Raw genomic sequence first — 14,809 nt, 5'->3', positions numbered from 1 at the left:
TAAAAATTGATGGTTCTCGTTGTACACATTTTTGGTACAACTTTGCTACTGTTATAAAACTTAATATTCACCAGCATTTTGTTACAGGAGCATGACATGCAGCAGCATACCGTTCGCACTGATACTGCAAGCGCGATTTCTCGTTACTTTGCGAAGGCGCATCTGCCAACTCAACAGGAAACATTGGGAGAAATCGTCACTGAGATACTCAAGGATGGACGAAATCTGAACCGCAAATCACTTTGCACCAAGCTTCTGTGTCGTCTTGAAAAAGCATCCGGGGAGAAAGAACAGAAACATTACAATGCGTTAATTGGTCTGCTTTTTGAATAAAATAAACCCCTTACTTATAGGGGTAAGTAGTGAAGGAGTTATGAAGAAAACTGATAGTGAACGCCTGAAACATGAAATTACAGGTTTGGCTGTGCTAGAAATTTTGCGAATGCATACAGACGTTTCGTTAGCCGCAGTGATTAAGCAATTGCGACTTATGCAGGCCAGTGAAATAGATGGCACACGCAAGCAATTAATTGACAGCGTTATCAATGATTTTACAAACATTAATCCGGGGAAGATAAGTAGAAAACCGGATAAAACCAGAGATGAGAGTGCTTTCAGTGCCAGCAAAAACCCTAAATTACATTAAAGATAATCTTCCAGACTATACAAGCGAGGTTACCATGCTTCATGAAATTAATGTCCACAGTGTAATGACGGATAAAGCTTTATCAAGTTACTTCCATAATGCAGGTGAGCTATTAGCAGATGAGTCTGTGGTATTGGGACAGGCGGTAACAAATGTAATTCTGGCAGGTGATAATGTTAATAATAAAAACATCATTTTAAGCCTGATTAGTTCTCTGGAATCAACAGTTGATGTTGTCCAGGCAGATGTTATCAGAAAAACCCTGGAAATAGTGCTGCGCTACACAGCTGACGACGTCTAAAAAATCTTCATATTAATATAATATGTACAGTACCTTTGTTATATGCTGAAAGCACTCATGCTGAGCATTTTTTTGATTAAGACTATACATAGCACCCTCTATAGAACAATTGTGATTTTTCATTGAGGCCATAATGATGAACATCGTTCAGGAACACACTGGAAACGCAGAGTTATGGATTGATGATATTTTTATCAGGCAAGGGCTAAAGAATATTCTTGCAGATATTGTTTTCGAAGATGATAAGACGCATCTGGATTTTTCACCGCCAATCACTTTGAGGCGGTAAAAAGGCAAAATTACGATCTGAAAACGCATCGTCTGGTACTGCTGATTGATGGTCATCTGTACAGATATCTCAATGATTTATCACTTTACAGACTGCCAATAGATGTTAGCGTTGCCACCTTCAAACAATTTATTATTGATATTACTCGTTCTGGCGGTATACACGACAATCAGTCGGAACTAAATATTTCGCTGACTGCGCGAGATAAATATATTCTAACGCAGTTAGGAGAAGGTCGAACTATTTTTGAGATATCCGCCTTGTTAAATCTACATTTGAAAACGATTTACCAGGCCAGGCAGAATCTGATCAAGAAGCTTGGTTGTTCTGGGCTGATTGATTTTCAGGGAATACTGCGAGCGAAAATATTCCGCAACTGGCTGGAACATGCCTGAATAAATCGACAGTTCGTACTTACTTTTGGGGGATACGACAGGGCCAATGGCCCTGTCCGATATATTTTAAACTTCGCTACTCTGTCACCAGTTCATTTCCCATCTTCTGCTGATGATGTTTTTTGCTCAACGAGAAGTAGCCAAATATTAGCGTTATTACCACAATGCTGGTCATAATCAGGAAGATTTCCTGATAGCCCACTTTATCAAACAACTTACCGACAGGCAGTGACAGCACGATAATGCCAATGGAACTGGCGATATTGAAGCCAATAAGATATATCGTTGATGACAGGCGTTTGTCAAAATTCGCTACGCTGAATTTAAACACTGAAATAACAAACAGTGGAACTTCCAGCGCATGAAGCATTTTAATCAAGGAGATAATATAGATATCGGTGAACAGTGCTGAACCCAGGATTCGACAGGTCATGATTGTGCCACCCAGCAGCAATGCGGATTTAGGCCCGATGCGGTTAATCAGGAATGGAACCAGCGCCATACCGACGGCTTCCATAAAGACCTGTACCGAATTGAGATAGCCGTATACGCGTGGTGCCAGTTCGGGATCGTCAAATAAGCTGGCGTAAAACACCGGGAACATCTGCTGATCGTAGATGCTATAGAACGACCAGGTACCGACGACAAAGATAACGAAAAACCAGAACTGCGTATCTTTAAAGATAGTGAGAAAATCCTTTCGGGTCAGCGCGTCGGGTTCAGGAGAACGCGTTTTTACAGAAGATGGGGCGGGTGAGTTGGTTTTGAACAACACGTTAATCAACAGGAATAACACCCCCATTACCGATACGCACCAGAAGTTAATGTGTGGGTTGATGCTGAAGAAGATACCGCCAACAAATGTCCCTGCGGCGTAGCCAAGCGATCCCCACAAGCGGGCGGTGCCGAATTCAAAGTTGAATTTGCGGCTCACTTTTTCGACGAAGCTTTCTACCAGACCACAACCCGCGAGGTAGCCAAGGCCAAAGAAAATGGCTCCCAGCGCCATACCAAGTTTGAAGTTGGAGGTCAGCAGCGGTTCGTAAACATAAATCAGGAACGGGCCGCTGAGCGTGATGACTATCCCCATCAGCCAGATAAGGTGTTTACGGGTGCCGAGCTTATCCTGCAGAAAACCGTAGACCAGCATAAACAGCATGCTAAAGAACTGGTTTACGGCATACAGCATTCCCAGCTCCGTTCCGGATAGGCCAAGTTTATTTTTTAGCCATATTGCATAAAAAGACCACCACAACGACCAGGCGGCAAAGAAAAAGAGCAGATACCCGGATGAGTATCGATATTTGTCATTACTGAACGGCATATTTATCTTCATGATTTTTCCAATCCAGATCAGGTCATTGTAAGGTCTTTCTGATACGACGTAACGAGTGCGCTTTATTACGGGGTAATCGTTCTCCGTAGCGACGGTTGTGACTGAATAAAGCTGCTCAGGTGTTGGCTGTCGGGAAACGCGCTTAGCGCGCCACGCCGGGTGGTCGCCAGAGCACCACAAGCGCTGGCCTGCTCGATAAGTGGAAGTAGCGTTGCCGTCGATGTGGGCCAGCCTTCCTCGGCGAGTGCCGCCAGCAGCCCGGCCATAAAGGCGTCACCGGCGCCGGTAGTATCGATACTTTCGACGTTATAGCCGCTTAAAGTTAGCCTGCTGTTTTGCCAGAAAGCGATAGCGCCGTCGGCACCGCAGGTGACGATTTTCAGGCGTGCAGGAAAATCAACCAGACGTTCGCAGGCGCTACTGAGACAGTTGGTCTGTGTTAGCCACAGCAGCTCTTCTTCCGACATCTTCAAAATGTCGCTCCGCCGGGCAAACTCGTTGACAAGGTCAAACATCTGCATCTCGTTGCTCCACATCTGCGGACGCAGATTGATGTCAAAGCTCAGAGTACCGCCGGTCTGTCGCAATGCGGCCATAGCCTGGGCGAGGGTGGCGCGGCAGTCAGGGGCAACCAGCGCCAGCGAACAGAAGTGCAGAATATCGGCGCCAAAGCCGGGCAGTCTCGCCGGGCTGAGAAATTGATCGGCAGACGGATTGACCAAAAACTCAAACTGCCGCTCGCCGTTGGGAGCCAGTGAAACCAGTACGGTACTGGTGTGCTGATGTGCATCAAACTCCAGACTTCCTGTATCCACCTGCGCTGTTTCCAGCGTCTGATGCAGAAATCGACCAAAAGTGTCATTGCCCACACGGCCAATAAAACCGCTGGCGCGGCCAAGGCGAGCCACGCCGATTGCCACATTGAAGGGAGCCCCTCCCGCGCAGGCTTCAAACTGCATATTGTCGCGCGGCAATAAATCCACCACAGCGTCTCCGAGCGTCCAGATAGTCATTATTTTTCCCCAAAGCAGTAAGACGGGTGTTTATTTGGCGCTGAGCGGCCAGGCATGCCCTTGATTAAAAATGGCGTGTCCGTTCAGGCTGAATAAGGTCAGTTGGCGATCGTCCGGTTCAGGATAAATACGACTGCTAAGGGTATATTCACCGTGATTGACAAATACCTCTACCGAGGAGCTGTCGATAAATAAGCGCAGATCCAGCCGGTCACCAACTGGCAGCGGCACGCTGCGATAACCAGAGAGACCATGCTGCGGGTAGCGACGATCCAGCACCAGACGCTGTGCCTGAGCATCGACGTAGACCCGTAGTCCGCCACCCAGCGCGATACCATATTCTTCAGCACTGCTGCGGGCGATATCGATGCTCAGTTCGACTTCAATAGCGTGCGCCTGCTCCTCTACCATCAGGATGCGATTGTGCAGTTCGCTGACCGGCCAGACATGAAGCTCACCGCGTAATAATTCCAGCTCTTTCACCGGGTTCATACGCAGCCGCTGATCGGTATCGAGCGTCACCTCGCGGGGGAGAGTAAGCATGCCCGCCCAGCCGTCGGCTTGTTCTGGCATTGGCGATTCCCACATCGACAGCCAGCCAATCACGATGCGGCGCCCATCCGGGGTGGTAAATGACTGGGGGGCGTAAAAATCATGCCCGTGATCCATCTCCTGGAAGGCGTGGGTGACGTGAAAATGGAGATTATCCTGCCATTCGCCGACCATATAGCCGCTCTGGAACAGGTTACGGCAATCGTATCCGTCTGCGGCGATGCCCTGAGGCGAGAACATGAAGACGAGCTTATCGTTGAGTGGGAAGAGGTCTGGGCACTCCCACATGTAGCCCATGCCGTCATCGGCCCTGCCGAGCGTGCTGGCAAACTGCCAGTGCTGTAGATCTTGCGAGCGATAGAGCTGCACTTCGCCCACGTCATCGACCCGGGCGCCCACCACCATGTACCAGTTGTCTCCCTCTTGCCAGACTTTCGGATCGCGAAAATGGTGTACACCTCGCGGGGTATCCAGAATCATGCCCTGGCGTTCAAAGTGAATCCCGTCGGTGCTGGTGGCCAGGCACTGTACCTGATACAGGTTTTCCTCTTTCGCCTCGCCGTCAAACTTATGTCCGGTGTAGATCAGAGCCAGCTTATTGCCTTCAACCACCGCTGAACCGGAAAAACAGCCGTCTTTATCTTCCGGCCCTTCTGGTGCCAGTGCGATGGGTAAGTGCTCCCAGTTCACCATATCGCGGCTGCGCGCATGGCCCCAGTGCATTGGTCCCCAGACCGGCTGCCACGGATAGTGCTGATAGAACGCATGGTAGTAACCATCGAACCAGGACAGACCGTTGGGATCGTTCATCCAACCCGTTGGTGGCGCCAGGTGATAGCGTGGATACCAGCGCGGGTTTACAAGGTCTTTCTGCTGGCTTAAGGCTTCGTTGGCTTTGGAAAGTAGTGACGTCATTTGCTTGTCCCTGTAAGTGAATTGATCAAAAGATAACGTTAACATTCTCGGTTTTCTCGCAGATTTGATGGTAATATCGATGTTAATCACAAAAGTTAACGTTAACATTTTGCGGGCGTTATCGAGATCGCATTTTCAGACCCCGGCAAAGTGAACATCGGCGAAGGAGAGGGTATGGCATCTTTAAAGGATGTGGCGCAGCGGGCTAACGTCTCGTTAATGACCGTATCGCGGGCGATTAACGAGCCCGAACGACTACGGCCTGAAACCTATAAAAAGGTGATGGAAGCGGTAGATGCGCTGGGGTATGTCTCCGATCTCTCCGCTAAAAAAATTCGTGGTGCGAAAACCACAGCTAACACGATTGGGGTGCTGGCGTTGGACACCATGACTACGCCATTTTCCGTGGAGATAACGCTCTCTATCGAAGAGACTGCGCGGGCGCACGGTTGGAATAGCTTTGTAGTGAATATGTTCAGCAATGACAAGCCAGAGAAAATGGTTGATCTGCTGTTGGCGCATCGCCCGGACGGTATTATCTACACCGCGATGGGACTGCGCCAGGTACCGGTACCGGAAAAGCTGCATAAGTATCGCTGCGTGCTGGCGAACTGTGAAAGCACAAGCGGCCCTTTCCCCACCTATATTCCCGATGATGAACAAGGGCAATATCTTGGCGTGAAAGCTCTGTTGGCCGCAGGCTATCGCCGACTGCTGTGTATCCACCTACCGAAAGGAATTGTGGCGACCGATCGCCGTCGGGCGGGAATGGAGAGGGCTTGTCGTGAAGCGGGTGTCGACCCTGATGCAATGTTCCACCACTATCTTCCGCCGGGCGAGCGCCACCATATTGATGCGGCGGAGATTGCCGGGCATTACCTGAGCGGCGCGCGCCCGATGTTCGATGCGGTGGTGTGCGGTAACGACCGCGTGGCTTTTGTTATCTACCAGCTCTTGCTGGGGCGAGGGCTGCGCATTCCGCAGGACGTCGCTGTGCTGGGCTATGACAATATGGTGGGCACCGGCGAGCTATTTTTGCCGCCGCTCTCAACGGTACAGCTGCCGCACTATGAAATCGGTCGTCTTAGCGCGCTGCATCTTATCCAGGGGCTCGATCACCGGGATACCGTGCGGGTAGACAGCCCCTGGCTTCCGCGCGCCTCAATATGATTAACCTAACTGCTTCGTTTCATCAACCGGAGGGATGTGTGAATTATGTGGGGGGGGCGCTAATTTGCTGGTGGATGTTACAAAACTGAAACGTGGGGGTACTGCTAAGTCACGGTTTAGCGCGCAAGGCTCAAAGTTGGGGCGTGTATTAAGCTCTCGTCGTAATTTAGGGTTTCAATAAAATAACCGTTATTTATTAATGTTAACGTATCAATACATCGTAACTTACGAAACGTTTAGATTTTAGTTCGTACTTACCCATCTATCGCTCTTCTCTGCTCATTCTGCTTCTGTAACTTCAGCGGGACGCACAAGCGTCCACCACATTAACCGCATGCAATAGTTCAGCTCAGTGACATCGGATTCTACGGCGGTTATAGGCTTTTACGTCCCTTTTTTAGCCTACAGATAAACCGTGAAAATTGTGATCCCGTACTCAGATAGTGCATTCCGTGGTTGCCTTTTAAACACAGACTTTTATTGTATTCTCATTGTATACAATTAAAATACAGGATGGTGAGTATGAAAGTGATTGATACCCATAACCATGTTTGGCATTGCCAGGGAGAGCATTTTGCCTGGATCACAGACGATCTGGCGGCAATTCGCCGTGATTTTCTTATTGACGATTTGCAGGCCGTATTGGCTGAAAACCACATCGAAGGCGCCATTTTAGTACAAGCCATCCCTTCAATTGAGGAGACCGAATGGCTGCTGGAAATAGCTGAGCATCACGATGAAGTAAAAGGTGTTGTGGGATGGGTGGATATAAACCGCGGGGCTGGGATCGCAGAGGATTTGCAGAGACTGCAGAGAAAATCCCGCTATCTGAAAGGGATCCGCTATATGTCTCAGGGCTTGCCTGAGAGCCATTTAGTGACCCCGCAATTTATCCAGGGGGTACGTTGCGTTGGAGAGCAGGGGCTGGTGTATGAACTGCTGGTTACGCACCAACAGCTGGAGGCGGCAAGCCAGCTTATCTCTGCTTGTCCGGAAGTGACCTTTGTTATCGAACATGCGGCAAAACCCGCAGTTCGCGACGGAGAAATTACCCGCTGGCGTGAACAGTTAATGTTGATTGGTGAGGCTTACAGCAATGTTTTTTGCAAACTATCAGGCCTGGTCACGGAAGCAGATTATGCCCGCTGGACGGGACCTGGGCAGGCGAGCCAGGAGCTTGAACCTTATTTTAGCTCGGTTTTTGCCGCATTTGGTGATGAGCGAGTGATGTATGGATCCGACTGGCCTGTTTCTCTACTGGCATTACCGTATGCCGACACTTTAGGGCTTTACCAGAACTACCTGCAATCTCATCAGGCTCTTTCCAGCGATAACTTTTTTTATCGCGTGGCAGAGAAGGTTTACTCATTAAAGTAACAGGGGGGCACTTATGGAAGTCGTTCAATATATCCTCGGATTTGGCCCGGCAGTGGTCATTCCAATGATTATGTTTTTATTTGCCGTGCTATTTGGCGCGAAACTTGCTGATGCGGCGAAAAATGCAATGACGGTAGGTATTGGGTTTCTCGGTCTTTCGTTGCTGATCGGTTTTATGGTGACATCACTTAGCAGCTCGACAGAAGCGATGGTAAAAAACCTCAATCTTCATTATGAAGTATTGGATCTGGGCTGGCCGTTAATTAGCGCCTTCAGTCTGGCTGCGCTTTCTCTGCCGATTGTTTATGCGTTATGTTTTGCCACTAATTTGTTGATGATTTCAACCAATACCACCAAAACCCTTAACGTTGATTTTTGGAATTACTGGCACTTTGTATTTGCCGGAATCATCGTTGAACAGGTGACGGGTTCATTTTGGATGGGGATTTTTGCAAGTTGGATCACATTTATTATTACGCTAAAAATCGCCGATTACATTGCCCCACATGTGCAGAAATTCTGTGACACGCCAAACGTGACCATTACTCAGGCGGAGATCGTCGCATGGGCCCCGCTGGCATTTTTGATGGACCGTGTAATTGATCGCATTCCGTTGATTAACAAAATTGACCTTAATCTCAGCAAAATTGAAGCCAAACTAGGGTTTTTTGGTAGTCCGTTAGCGATGGGGGCCATTCTGGGGGTGATCATCGGTATGCTTGGCGCGCTACCGTTCAGCGATATTATTAAGAGTGGAATGAATTTTGCTGCGGTCATGGTGTTATTACCGACGATGGCGGGAGTGCTGGTCAGTGGTCTGGTACCGATTACTGAAATTGCTTCTGAATGGGTAAAGAAACGTTTTCCAACAAAGTCACTTTATTTTGGTATCAGCGGTGAAATTGCTTTTAAAAATCCTGCGGTATTGTCTGTAGGTATTTTGATGGTGCCACTCACGATTCTGATTAGTACTATTTTGCCTTTTAATACCATGATGCCATTCGCCGATATTCCTTATCTGCCGATATTTGTTGTCTTTGGTACGGTTGCATGCAACGGAAACATGTTCCGTGGATTAATTAATGGCATTGTCATCGTGTGTGGGATCCTGTGGTTTGGTTCGGATCTCGCTGTAGTGTCGCAGGCTTTGGCCGAAAAGGCACAATTGAATGTGCCAAAAGAGATGATGGCCTCATCAATCGATGGTGGCTCACACGCTATATCTTATATCTTCTACAAAATGTTCGAGCTGTTAAAAGGAATGAATCCTGCGCTCTTGTGTCTTTTTTCTATCGTAGTGACCGGGATTATTATTTATGTGCTGAAGTTGATTTTTAATATTAATAATAAATCAACAGCAGCGACCTCATTAACTGCAAACAAAGTTGACTAAGAATACTGATAAACATCAGGGGAATATTATGATCACTCAAAATACAATTAAAAGTGTAGGGCTTAGTGTACCTTCTTTAACCTTCGGCGCAGCCAGCCTGGCTAATTTATTCAGAACGCTGAGCAATAACGAAGCCATGGACATTGTTGATAAGGCCATTCAGGTTGGCTGGCGCTACTTTGATACTGCACCACATTATGGCAGCGGACTTTCTGAGTTGCGTTTAGGTTTGGGATTACGTGGACTGGAGCGTAGCGAATATGTTTTGTCCACCAAGGTTGGTCGTCTGCTGCAATCCCGGAAACAAGAGCCAGGCCTTGAAGCAGGAGAATTTTTTTATGATGAGAACCCTTTTAACCGACAGGCTGATTACTCCTATGAGGGCATCATGCGCTCATACGAAAACTCTATCCAGCGACTGGGAACCCGTTATATCGACATTCTCTATGTACACGATCTCGGCACTTATACCTACGGCAATACGGAACTGGAACGCCAACATTTTAAAACCTTCTGTGAGTCAGGGCAGAAAGCACTAGAAGAGCTTAAGCGCAATGGCGATATCAAAGCCTGGGGCGCAGGCGCGAATGAAGAGGCAATCCTGATGGAGGTGATGGATAACGCTGCCCCGGATATCTTAATGCTCGCCAACCGCTACAACCTGCTGGAAACAGACCGCCAGGCGTTCTTTGCCAAATGTGAAAGCAACAATGTTTCGGTGGCTGTTGCTGCACCTTTCGCTACCGGAGTTTTAGTCGCGAAAGATAAATCGAAGGCGTTGTATGAATACGGTTCCGCGCCAGCGCAGGTTATTGAAAAAGTAAATGCGATAGAAGCGCTATGTGCAAAACATGCCGTGCCGATTGGTGCTGCGGCGCTGCAATTCCCATTAAGAAACCAAAATGTGGTCACCGTAACCTGCGGCGTTCAATCCGTAGAACAAGCGTTGACTAATTTTGCCTGGGCTAACTGGGATATTCCGCAGGAATTGTGGGATGAACTGGCCAGCATTGGTATTCAGTAAGCATCATTTGTAACTTTGCGAAAAAATTAACAGATATTGAGGATGTAATGAAAATAGTTAAAGCCGAAATCTTTATGGTTGATTTGAAACCTAAAGTAAAACGTGTCGATGCGATTCAGTCTTTTGTCTCACAAGAGACGCCGATTATTCGTTTAACAACATCGAGTGGAGAAATTGGTGAGGGCTATACCTACACAATTGGCACCGGCGGCTCATCTGTGGTTGCGCTGTTACGAGATCACCTGTTACCGAAATTGATTGGTCAGGATGCGACGATGATTGAGGGCATCTGGGAATCATTGCTGTTCTCAACTCACGCGACCTCGGTTGGCGCCATTACGTCTCTGGCACTGGCAGCCATTGATACCGCATTATGGGATTTGAAGTGTAAGCGCATGAATTTGCCGCTGTATAAAGTCGCAGGTGGTGCGAAGTCGCGCATGAAGTTATACACCACCGAAGGGGGCTGGCTGCATTTAAGCACTCAGGAATTAGTTGATGATGCGCTGGCTGTTAAGGCGCAGGGATTCTGCGGTTCTAAAATCAAAATTGGTTCTGAAAGTCCGGTGCGTGATATCGAGCGTTTGACTGCTGTACGTGAAGCGGTGGGTGATGAGTACGTGATCATGACTGATTGCAACCAGGCGTTTAAATTCTCGGAAGCCAAACAGCGAGCAGCGTTGTTGGAGCATATTAATCTTTCATGGATTGAAGAGCCGTTTCTGGCACATGATGTTGATTCTCATCAAAAATTGTGTGAGTCAACCACCATTCCTGTCGCGGTGGGTGAGTCCATTTATTCTATCCAGCACTTCAAAGAGTATTTACAGAATAATGCCGCAGATATTATTCAGGTTGATGTGGCTCGTATTGGTGGTATTACACCATGGCTTAAAGTTGCACATATGGCGGAATGCTTTAATAAAATTGTCTGCCCGCATTTCTTGATGGAATTGCATATATCATTATGTTGCGCCATTACTAATAGCCGTTGGCTGGAGTATATTCCACAGCTCGATAGTGTTACTCTTAATAATGTGAATATTCACGAGGGATATGCTTTCCCACCAGAAGAACCTGGTTTGGGTATTCAGTGGGACTGGCAGAAAATACAGGCTGATACTGTTGTTTACCATGTCATTGAATAAAACAATTTTTATTTTCTCAGGAATATACTATGTCTGATAATCATGCTCAATTTCACGGTGCATGGTGCCCATCAATTACGCCTTTTGATCAACAAGGAAATATTGATTTATCGGCACTGCAGCAGCATTTGCGACGGTTGGAAGAGGCTGGGACTCATGTCGTATTGCTAATGGGAAGTATTGGGGAGTTCACCGCATTAACGCTGGATGAACGACTGATGCTTATCCGTGAGGCACGGAAAATGTCATCGCTGCCGCTGGTGGCAAATATATCAGCTACCTGTATGGCGGATATGATACGTCTGGCAGAAGAGGCCTGGCATTGCGGGTATCAGGCAGTGATGATTCTACCTCACTACTATTTTCAACAAACGCCGGCCCAACTATTGGCATACTACCGCGATCTGGGGCAGCGCCTGAATGGAAAATGGTTCGCATACAACTTTCCTGCCCGAACTGGATGCGATCTGGACGCGGTACTGGTAGCGCAATTAGCGGCAGAATTTCCCAATTTTGTGGGTGTTAAAGATACTGTTGATTGCCTCTCTCATACTCGCGCAATTATTCAGTCAGTCGCGTCCGTTAGAGACGATTTTGTTGTTCTGTCCGGTTATGATGAATATCTTATCCCAAATCTTCTGGCGGGTGGCGCGGGAGTTATTTCAGGATTAAATAATATTTGTCCCGAACTTTTTGTGCAGGCAATTAAAGCCTGGGATGAAAATGATCTTACCCAGCTTACTGGCATACAGCGTGAGATAAGCCGACTTTCTGCTATTTATAATATTGGTAATGATTTTGTTACTACAATTAAAACCGCGGTGGCTCATAAGTTTCAGTATTCTGGGGAGAAATCAAGAAGCTTTGCGGGGGAACTAACTCGTCAGGAATCGCAACAGATTGACATAATGTTCAGTATCAAATAATCAAAAATCAATAACAGCATACATTATGCTACGGCAATGCTGTATTGCTGTTATACCTCTCTGTTATAAGGTATAGAATATGTCTTATAGAATGATATTAAATGAAACCTCATATTTTGGCGTGGGTTCAATTAACGCTATCGTTGATGAAGTTAAAAAGCGAGGTTTTAAAAAAGCGCTGGTAGTTACTGACCACGATCTTATCCAGTTTAATGTAGCGACCAAGGTACTTGATATTCTTGATAGCGCAGGGTTGCCTTATCAAATTTTTGATAAGGTCATACCTAACCCGACGATTGACGTCGTGCAGCAAGGTGTTGAGGCATTTCGTCAGGCGGGCGCGGATTACCTGGTCGCTATTGGTGGCGGTTCACCGCAGGATACGTGCAAAGCGGTAGGGATAATCATTAACAACCCTGAGTTTGCCGATGTCCGCAGCCTCGAAGGTGGGGCTGACACTAAAAATGCCGCTGTACCGATGATTGCCATTCCAACGACCGCGGGTACGGCAGCTGAGGTGACTATTAACTATGTGATTACCGATGTAGAGAACCGACGTAAGTTCGTTTGCTATGATCCTCATGCTATTCCGGTCGTTGCCATTATTGATGCTGACATGATGGCCAGCATGCCGCCCAGTTTAAAAGCGGCAACCGGTGTTGACGCGCTGACTCATGCAATCGAAGGATATATTACGAAAGGGGCATGGGAATTAACCGATACGCTTCATTTAAAGGCGATTGAGATGATAGGGCGTTCGCTACGCGGTTCGATACAGGGAATCGCCCAGGACGCTGAAGGCATGGCGGTGGGGCAGTATATTGCCGGGATGGGCTTCTCTAATGTCGGATTGGGCCTGGTGCATGGAATGGCCCATCCTCTGGGAGCATTCTATGGTACGCCACACGGCGTCGCCAATGCTGTGCTATTGCCGCATATCATGGCATACAACGCCGAGTTTACTGGAGACAAATATCGCCAAATTGCACAGGCTTTGGGCAATACTCAGGCCATGGTGATGCCGATTGAAGAGGCGCGTCAGGCGGCTGTAGAAGCAGTGGTGCAACTTAACCGCGACGTAAATATTCCCGCCCGACTGCGCGATATCGGCATGAAATATGAAGATATCGATGCTCTGGCAGCCGCGGCAATGGCGGACGTCTGTACCGGTGGAAACCCTCGAGATACCTGTATTGAAGAGATTAAAGCGTTGTACCGACAGCTCTACTAATTTTTAACTTCCCACATGACCGGTAGAAATACCGGCCATGTTATATGCATAGTCTATTTAAAGCTGGAGAACAGGCGGTTGTAGGAGTTGTTGACGTGATGGGCAATGGCTTCACGGGTTTGTTCTATATCGCGGGCAATAATACCGGCGCAAATTTTCAAATGTTCTTTGGATGAATCAATGATTGAATCATTTTTCATTTTGTCTGAACGCAGCATGCGTAACCTGTCATACATGAAGGTCAGCGTTTTAGTCACAATAGCGTTGTGGCAATCGGATAGCATTTGTTCATGTAGCTCGTTATCAGCTTCGAGTAATAAAGACACATTCGAATCATGAAAGCCGACTTCAATTTTATCTTTAATCGTCTGGTACCGTTGCGGGTCCTGGTTCTCCCATGACAAATTCAATACCATTATTTCAATATCTTTTCTGATCTGGAAAATATCACGTATTTCACTGAGCGTAATGGGTTTAATGGTTTTCGTTTTATTTTTGGAAGGCTCAATCCAGCCTTCAGTCATCAGGCGAAACAAAGCTTCGCGCAGCGGCGTACGGCTGACATTAAGTTCCTGACATAGCTCATTTTCTGAGATAGCCCCCACCAACTCATTGGCGATGATTTTGGCCTTCAATTGATGATATGTTTTTTCGCTGATGTTCATAGTCTGGCTTTAATGAGGGTCATAATCATGTTTAATGAGATACAAATTAGCCCCTTGTCACTATGAAATCAATGGGTAAGCCCGGTTGTACAACGAATTAGCTCGTGTTTCAACGACTCAGTCAGCAGCACTAACAGCCGCCAGCGCGTCCACATCCTTCTGCAGATGATGTTTTTTTACTCAGCGTGAAGAAACCAAATACCGGCGTTCATACCACGATACTGGCCATCATCAAGAAACTCTCCTGACAATCCACCTTTGCAAACTCAACCTTGAATTTGGCTTAGTGGAAGAGATAGCCGTTAGCCAGTTTGATGAGGATGTATGTAGGTGGTCTTTTGGCCGCCATGTCTCTGGCATTTACTCCTGATGAGGAGCGCTTTTTGTCCCTAAAAATTGTCCAATGCGACTAATGGTCAAATAAATTG

14 protein-coding genes and 1 pseudogene are annotated in these 14,809 nt (G+C 47.3%); 11 read left to right on the top strand and 4 right to left on the bottom strand.

Annotation, left to right across the window (positions count from 1 at the left end):
- The first annotated feature begins 96 nt into the window (after nt 1-96).
- From ycgZ to OGY68_RS22925, 4 genes and pseudogenes are all read left to right on the top strand, one after another.
- On the top strand, nt 97-333 hold the full coding sequence (gene ycgZ, locus OGY68_RS19405) for a regulatory protein YcgZ (RefSeq protein WP_003833500.1): 237 nt from the start codon (nt 97-99) through the stop codon (nt 331-333).
- Nucleotides 334-373: 40 nt separating this feature from the next.
- Complete coding sequence (locus OGY68_RS19400) at nt 374-646, top strand: hypothetical protein (protein ID WP_008784991.1); 273 nt, start codon at nt 374-376, stop codon at nt 644-646.
- A gap of 34 nt (nt 647-680) precedes the next feature.
- Nucleotides 681-947 (top strand): biofilm development regulator YmgB/AriR family protein, encoded by a 267-nt coding sequence (locus OGY68_RS19395; RefSeq protein ID WP_008784990.1) that lies wholly within the window; start codon nt 681-683, stop codon nt 945-947.
- A gap of 133 nt (nt 948-1,080) precedes the next feature.
- Nucleotides 1,081-1,631, top strand: a pseudogene (locus tag OGY68_RS22925) (LuxR C-terminal-related transcriptional regulator).
- Nucleotides 1,632-1,707: 76 nt separating this feature from the next.
- Here the strand turns inward: OGY68_RS22925 and OGY68_RS19380 are convergent.
- From OGY68_RS19380 to OGY68_RS19370, 3 genes are all read right to left on the bottom strand, one after another.
- On the bottom strand, nt 1,708-2,967 hold the full coding sequence (locus tag OGY68_RS19380; RefSeq protein WP_286581252.1) for an MFS transporter: 1,260 nt from the start codon (nt 2,965-2,967) through the stop codon (nt 1,708-1,710).
- Between the two features lie 65 nt (nt 2,968-3,032).
- Nucleotides 3,033-3,980: a PfkB family carbohydrate kinase gene (locus tag OGY68_RS19375; protein WP_191227115.1), complete on the bottom strand. Its 948-nt coding sequence runs from the start codon at nt 3,978-3,980 to the stop codon at nt 3,033-3,035.
- Between the two features lie 30 nt (nt 3,981-4,010).
- Nucleotides 4,011-5,447, bottom strand: a complete 1,437-nt coding sequence (locus OGY68_RS19370) for a glycoside hydrolase family 32 protein (protein ID WP_191227116.1) — start codon at nt 5,445-5,447, stop codon at nt 4,011-4,013.
- A 174-nt stretch (nt 5,448-5,621) separates the two neighbouring features.
- On the opposite strand from OGY68_RS19370, the gene OGY68_RS19365 reads away from it, so the two are divergent.
- From OGY68_RS19365 to fucO, 7 genes are all read left to right on the top strand, one after another.
- Nucleotides 5,622-6,617: a LacI family DNA-binding transcriptional regulator gene (locus OGY68_RS19365; protein WP_048216224.1), complete on the top strand. Its 996-nt coding sequence runs from the start codon at nt 5,622-5,624 to the stop codon at nt 6,615-6,617.
- A 522-nt stretch (nt 6,618-7,139) separates the two neighbouring features.
- Nucleotides 7,140-7,994: an amidohydrolase family protein gene (locus tag OGY68_RS19360; RefSeq protein ID WP_103014332.1), complete on the top strand. Its 855-nt coding sequence runs from the start codon at nt 7,140-7,142 to the stop codon at nt 7,992-7,994.
- A 13-nt stretch (nt 7,995-8,007) separates the two neighbouring features.
- A complete protein-coding gene (locus OGY68_RS19355) occupies nt 8,008-9,387 on the top strand; it encodes a PTS transporter subunit IIC (RefSeq protein WP_053071042.1) in 1,380 nt (459 codons plus the stop codon).
- 28 nt (nt 9,388-9,415) lie between these two features.
- Nucleotides 9,416-10,411 carry an aldo/keto reductase gene (locus tag OGY68_RS19350; protein WP_079934766.1) on the top strand — a complete coding sequence of 332 codons (996 nt, stop codon included), beginning with the start codon at nt 9,416-9,418 and terminating at the stop codon, nt 10,409-10,411.
- Nucleotides 10,412-10,458: 47 nt separating this feature from the next.
- Complete coding sequence (locus OGY68_RS19345) at nt 10,459-11,559, top strand: mandelate racemase/muconate lactonizing enzyme family protein (RefSeq protein WP_057066762.1); 1,101 nt, start codon at nt 10,459-10,461, stop codon at nt 11,557-11,559.
- Between the two features lie 29 nt (nt 11,560-11,588).
- Complete coding sequence (locus OGY68_RS19340) at nt 11,589-12,485, top strand: dihydrodipicolinate synthase family protein (RefSeq protein ID WP_057066760.1); 897 nt, start codon at nt 11,589-11,591, stop codon at nt 12,483-12,485.
- Nucleotides 12,486-12,564: 79 nt separating this feature from the next.
- A complete protein-coding gene (gene fucO / locus OGY68_RS19335; RefSeq protein WP_057066758.1) occupies nt 12,565-13,716 on the top strand; it encodes a lactaldehyde reductase in 1,152 nt (383 codons plus the stop codon).
- A gap of 53 nt (nt 13,717-13,769) precedes the next feature.
- Here the strand turns inward: fucO and OGY68_RS19330 are convergent, their stop codons facing one another.
- Entirely contained in the window at nt 13,770-14,381 is a 612-nt protein-coding gene (locus OGY68_RS19330; protein ID WP_048216229.1) for a GntR family transcriptional regulator, read from the bottom strand.
- Nucleotides 14,382-14,809: the final 428 nt, after the last annotated feature.

This window comes from Citrobacter sp. Cpo065, assembly GCF_030332805.1.
GTDB lineage: Bacteria > Pseudomonadota > Gammaproteobacteria > Enterobacterales > Enterobacteriaceae > Citrobacter > Citrobacter portucalensis.
Note: the sequence above shows the minus strand (reverse complement) of the source record. Positions and strands in the feature narration are given on the sequence as shown.

What these genes read in the sequence shown, in the direction of transcription:
- ycgZ (WP_003833500.1), top strand. Translation starts at nt 97, where the DNA reads ATGCAGCAGCATACCGTTCGCACTGATACTGCAAGCGCGATTTCTCGT.
- OGY68_RS19370 (WP_191227116.1), bottom strand. Translation starts at nt 5,447, where the DNA reads ATGACGTCACTACTTTCCAAAGCCAACGAAGCCTTAAGCCAGCAGAAA.
- OGY68_RS19350 (WP_079934766.1), top strand. Translation starts at nt 9,416, where the DNA reads ATGATCACTCAAAATACAATTAAAAGTGTAGGGCTTAGTGTACCTTCT.
- OGY68_RS19395 (WP_008784990.1), top strand. Translation starts at nt 681, where the DNA reads ATGCTTCATGAAATTAATGTCCACAGTGTAATGACGGATAAAGCTTTA.
- OGY68_RS19330 (WP_048216229.1), bottom strand. Translation starts at nt 14,381, where the DNA reads ATGAACATCAGCGAAAAAACATATCATCAATTGAAGGCCAAAATCATC.
- OGY68_RS19345 (WP_057066762.1), top strand. Translation starts at nt 10,459, where the DNA reads ATGAAAATAGTTAAAGCCGAAATCTTTATGGTTGATTTGAAACCTAAA.
- OGY68_RS19340 (WP_057066760.1), top strand. Translation starts at nt 11,589, where the DNA reads ATGTCTGATAATCATGCTCAATTTCACGGTGCATGGTGCCCATCAATT.
- OGY68_RS19360 (WP_103014332.1), top strand. Translation starts at nt 7,140, where the DNA reads ATGAAAGTGATTGATACCCATAACCATGTTTGGCATTGCCAGGGAGAG.
- OGY68_RS19355 (WP_053071042.1), top strand. Translation starts at nt 8,008, where the DNA reads ATGGAAGTCGTTCAATATATCCTCGGATTTGGCCCGGCAGTGGTCATT.
- OGY68_RS19380 (WP_286581252.1), bottom strand. Translation starts at nt 2,967, where the DNA reads ATGAAGATAAATATGCCGTTCAGTAATGACAAATATCGATACTCATCC.
- OGY68_RS19365 (WP_048216224.1), top strand. Translation starts at nt 5,622, where the DNA reads ATGGCATCTTTAAAGGATGTGGCGCAGCGGGCTAACGTCTCGTTAATG.
- OGY68_RS19400 (WP_008784991.1), top strand. Translation starts at nt 374, where the DNA reads ATGAAGAAAACTGATAGTGAACGCCTGAAACATGAAATTACAGGTTTG.
- OGY68_RS19375 (WP_191227115.1), bottom strand. Translation starts at nt 3,980, where the DNA reads ATGACTATCTGGACGCTCGGAGACGCTGTGGTGGATTTATTGCCGCGC.
- fucO (WP_057066758.1), top strand. Translation starts at nt 12,565, where the DNA reads ATGTCTTATAGAATGATATTAAATGAAACCTCATATTTTGGCGTGGGT.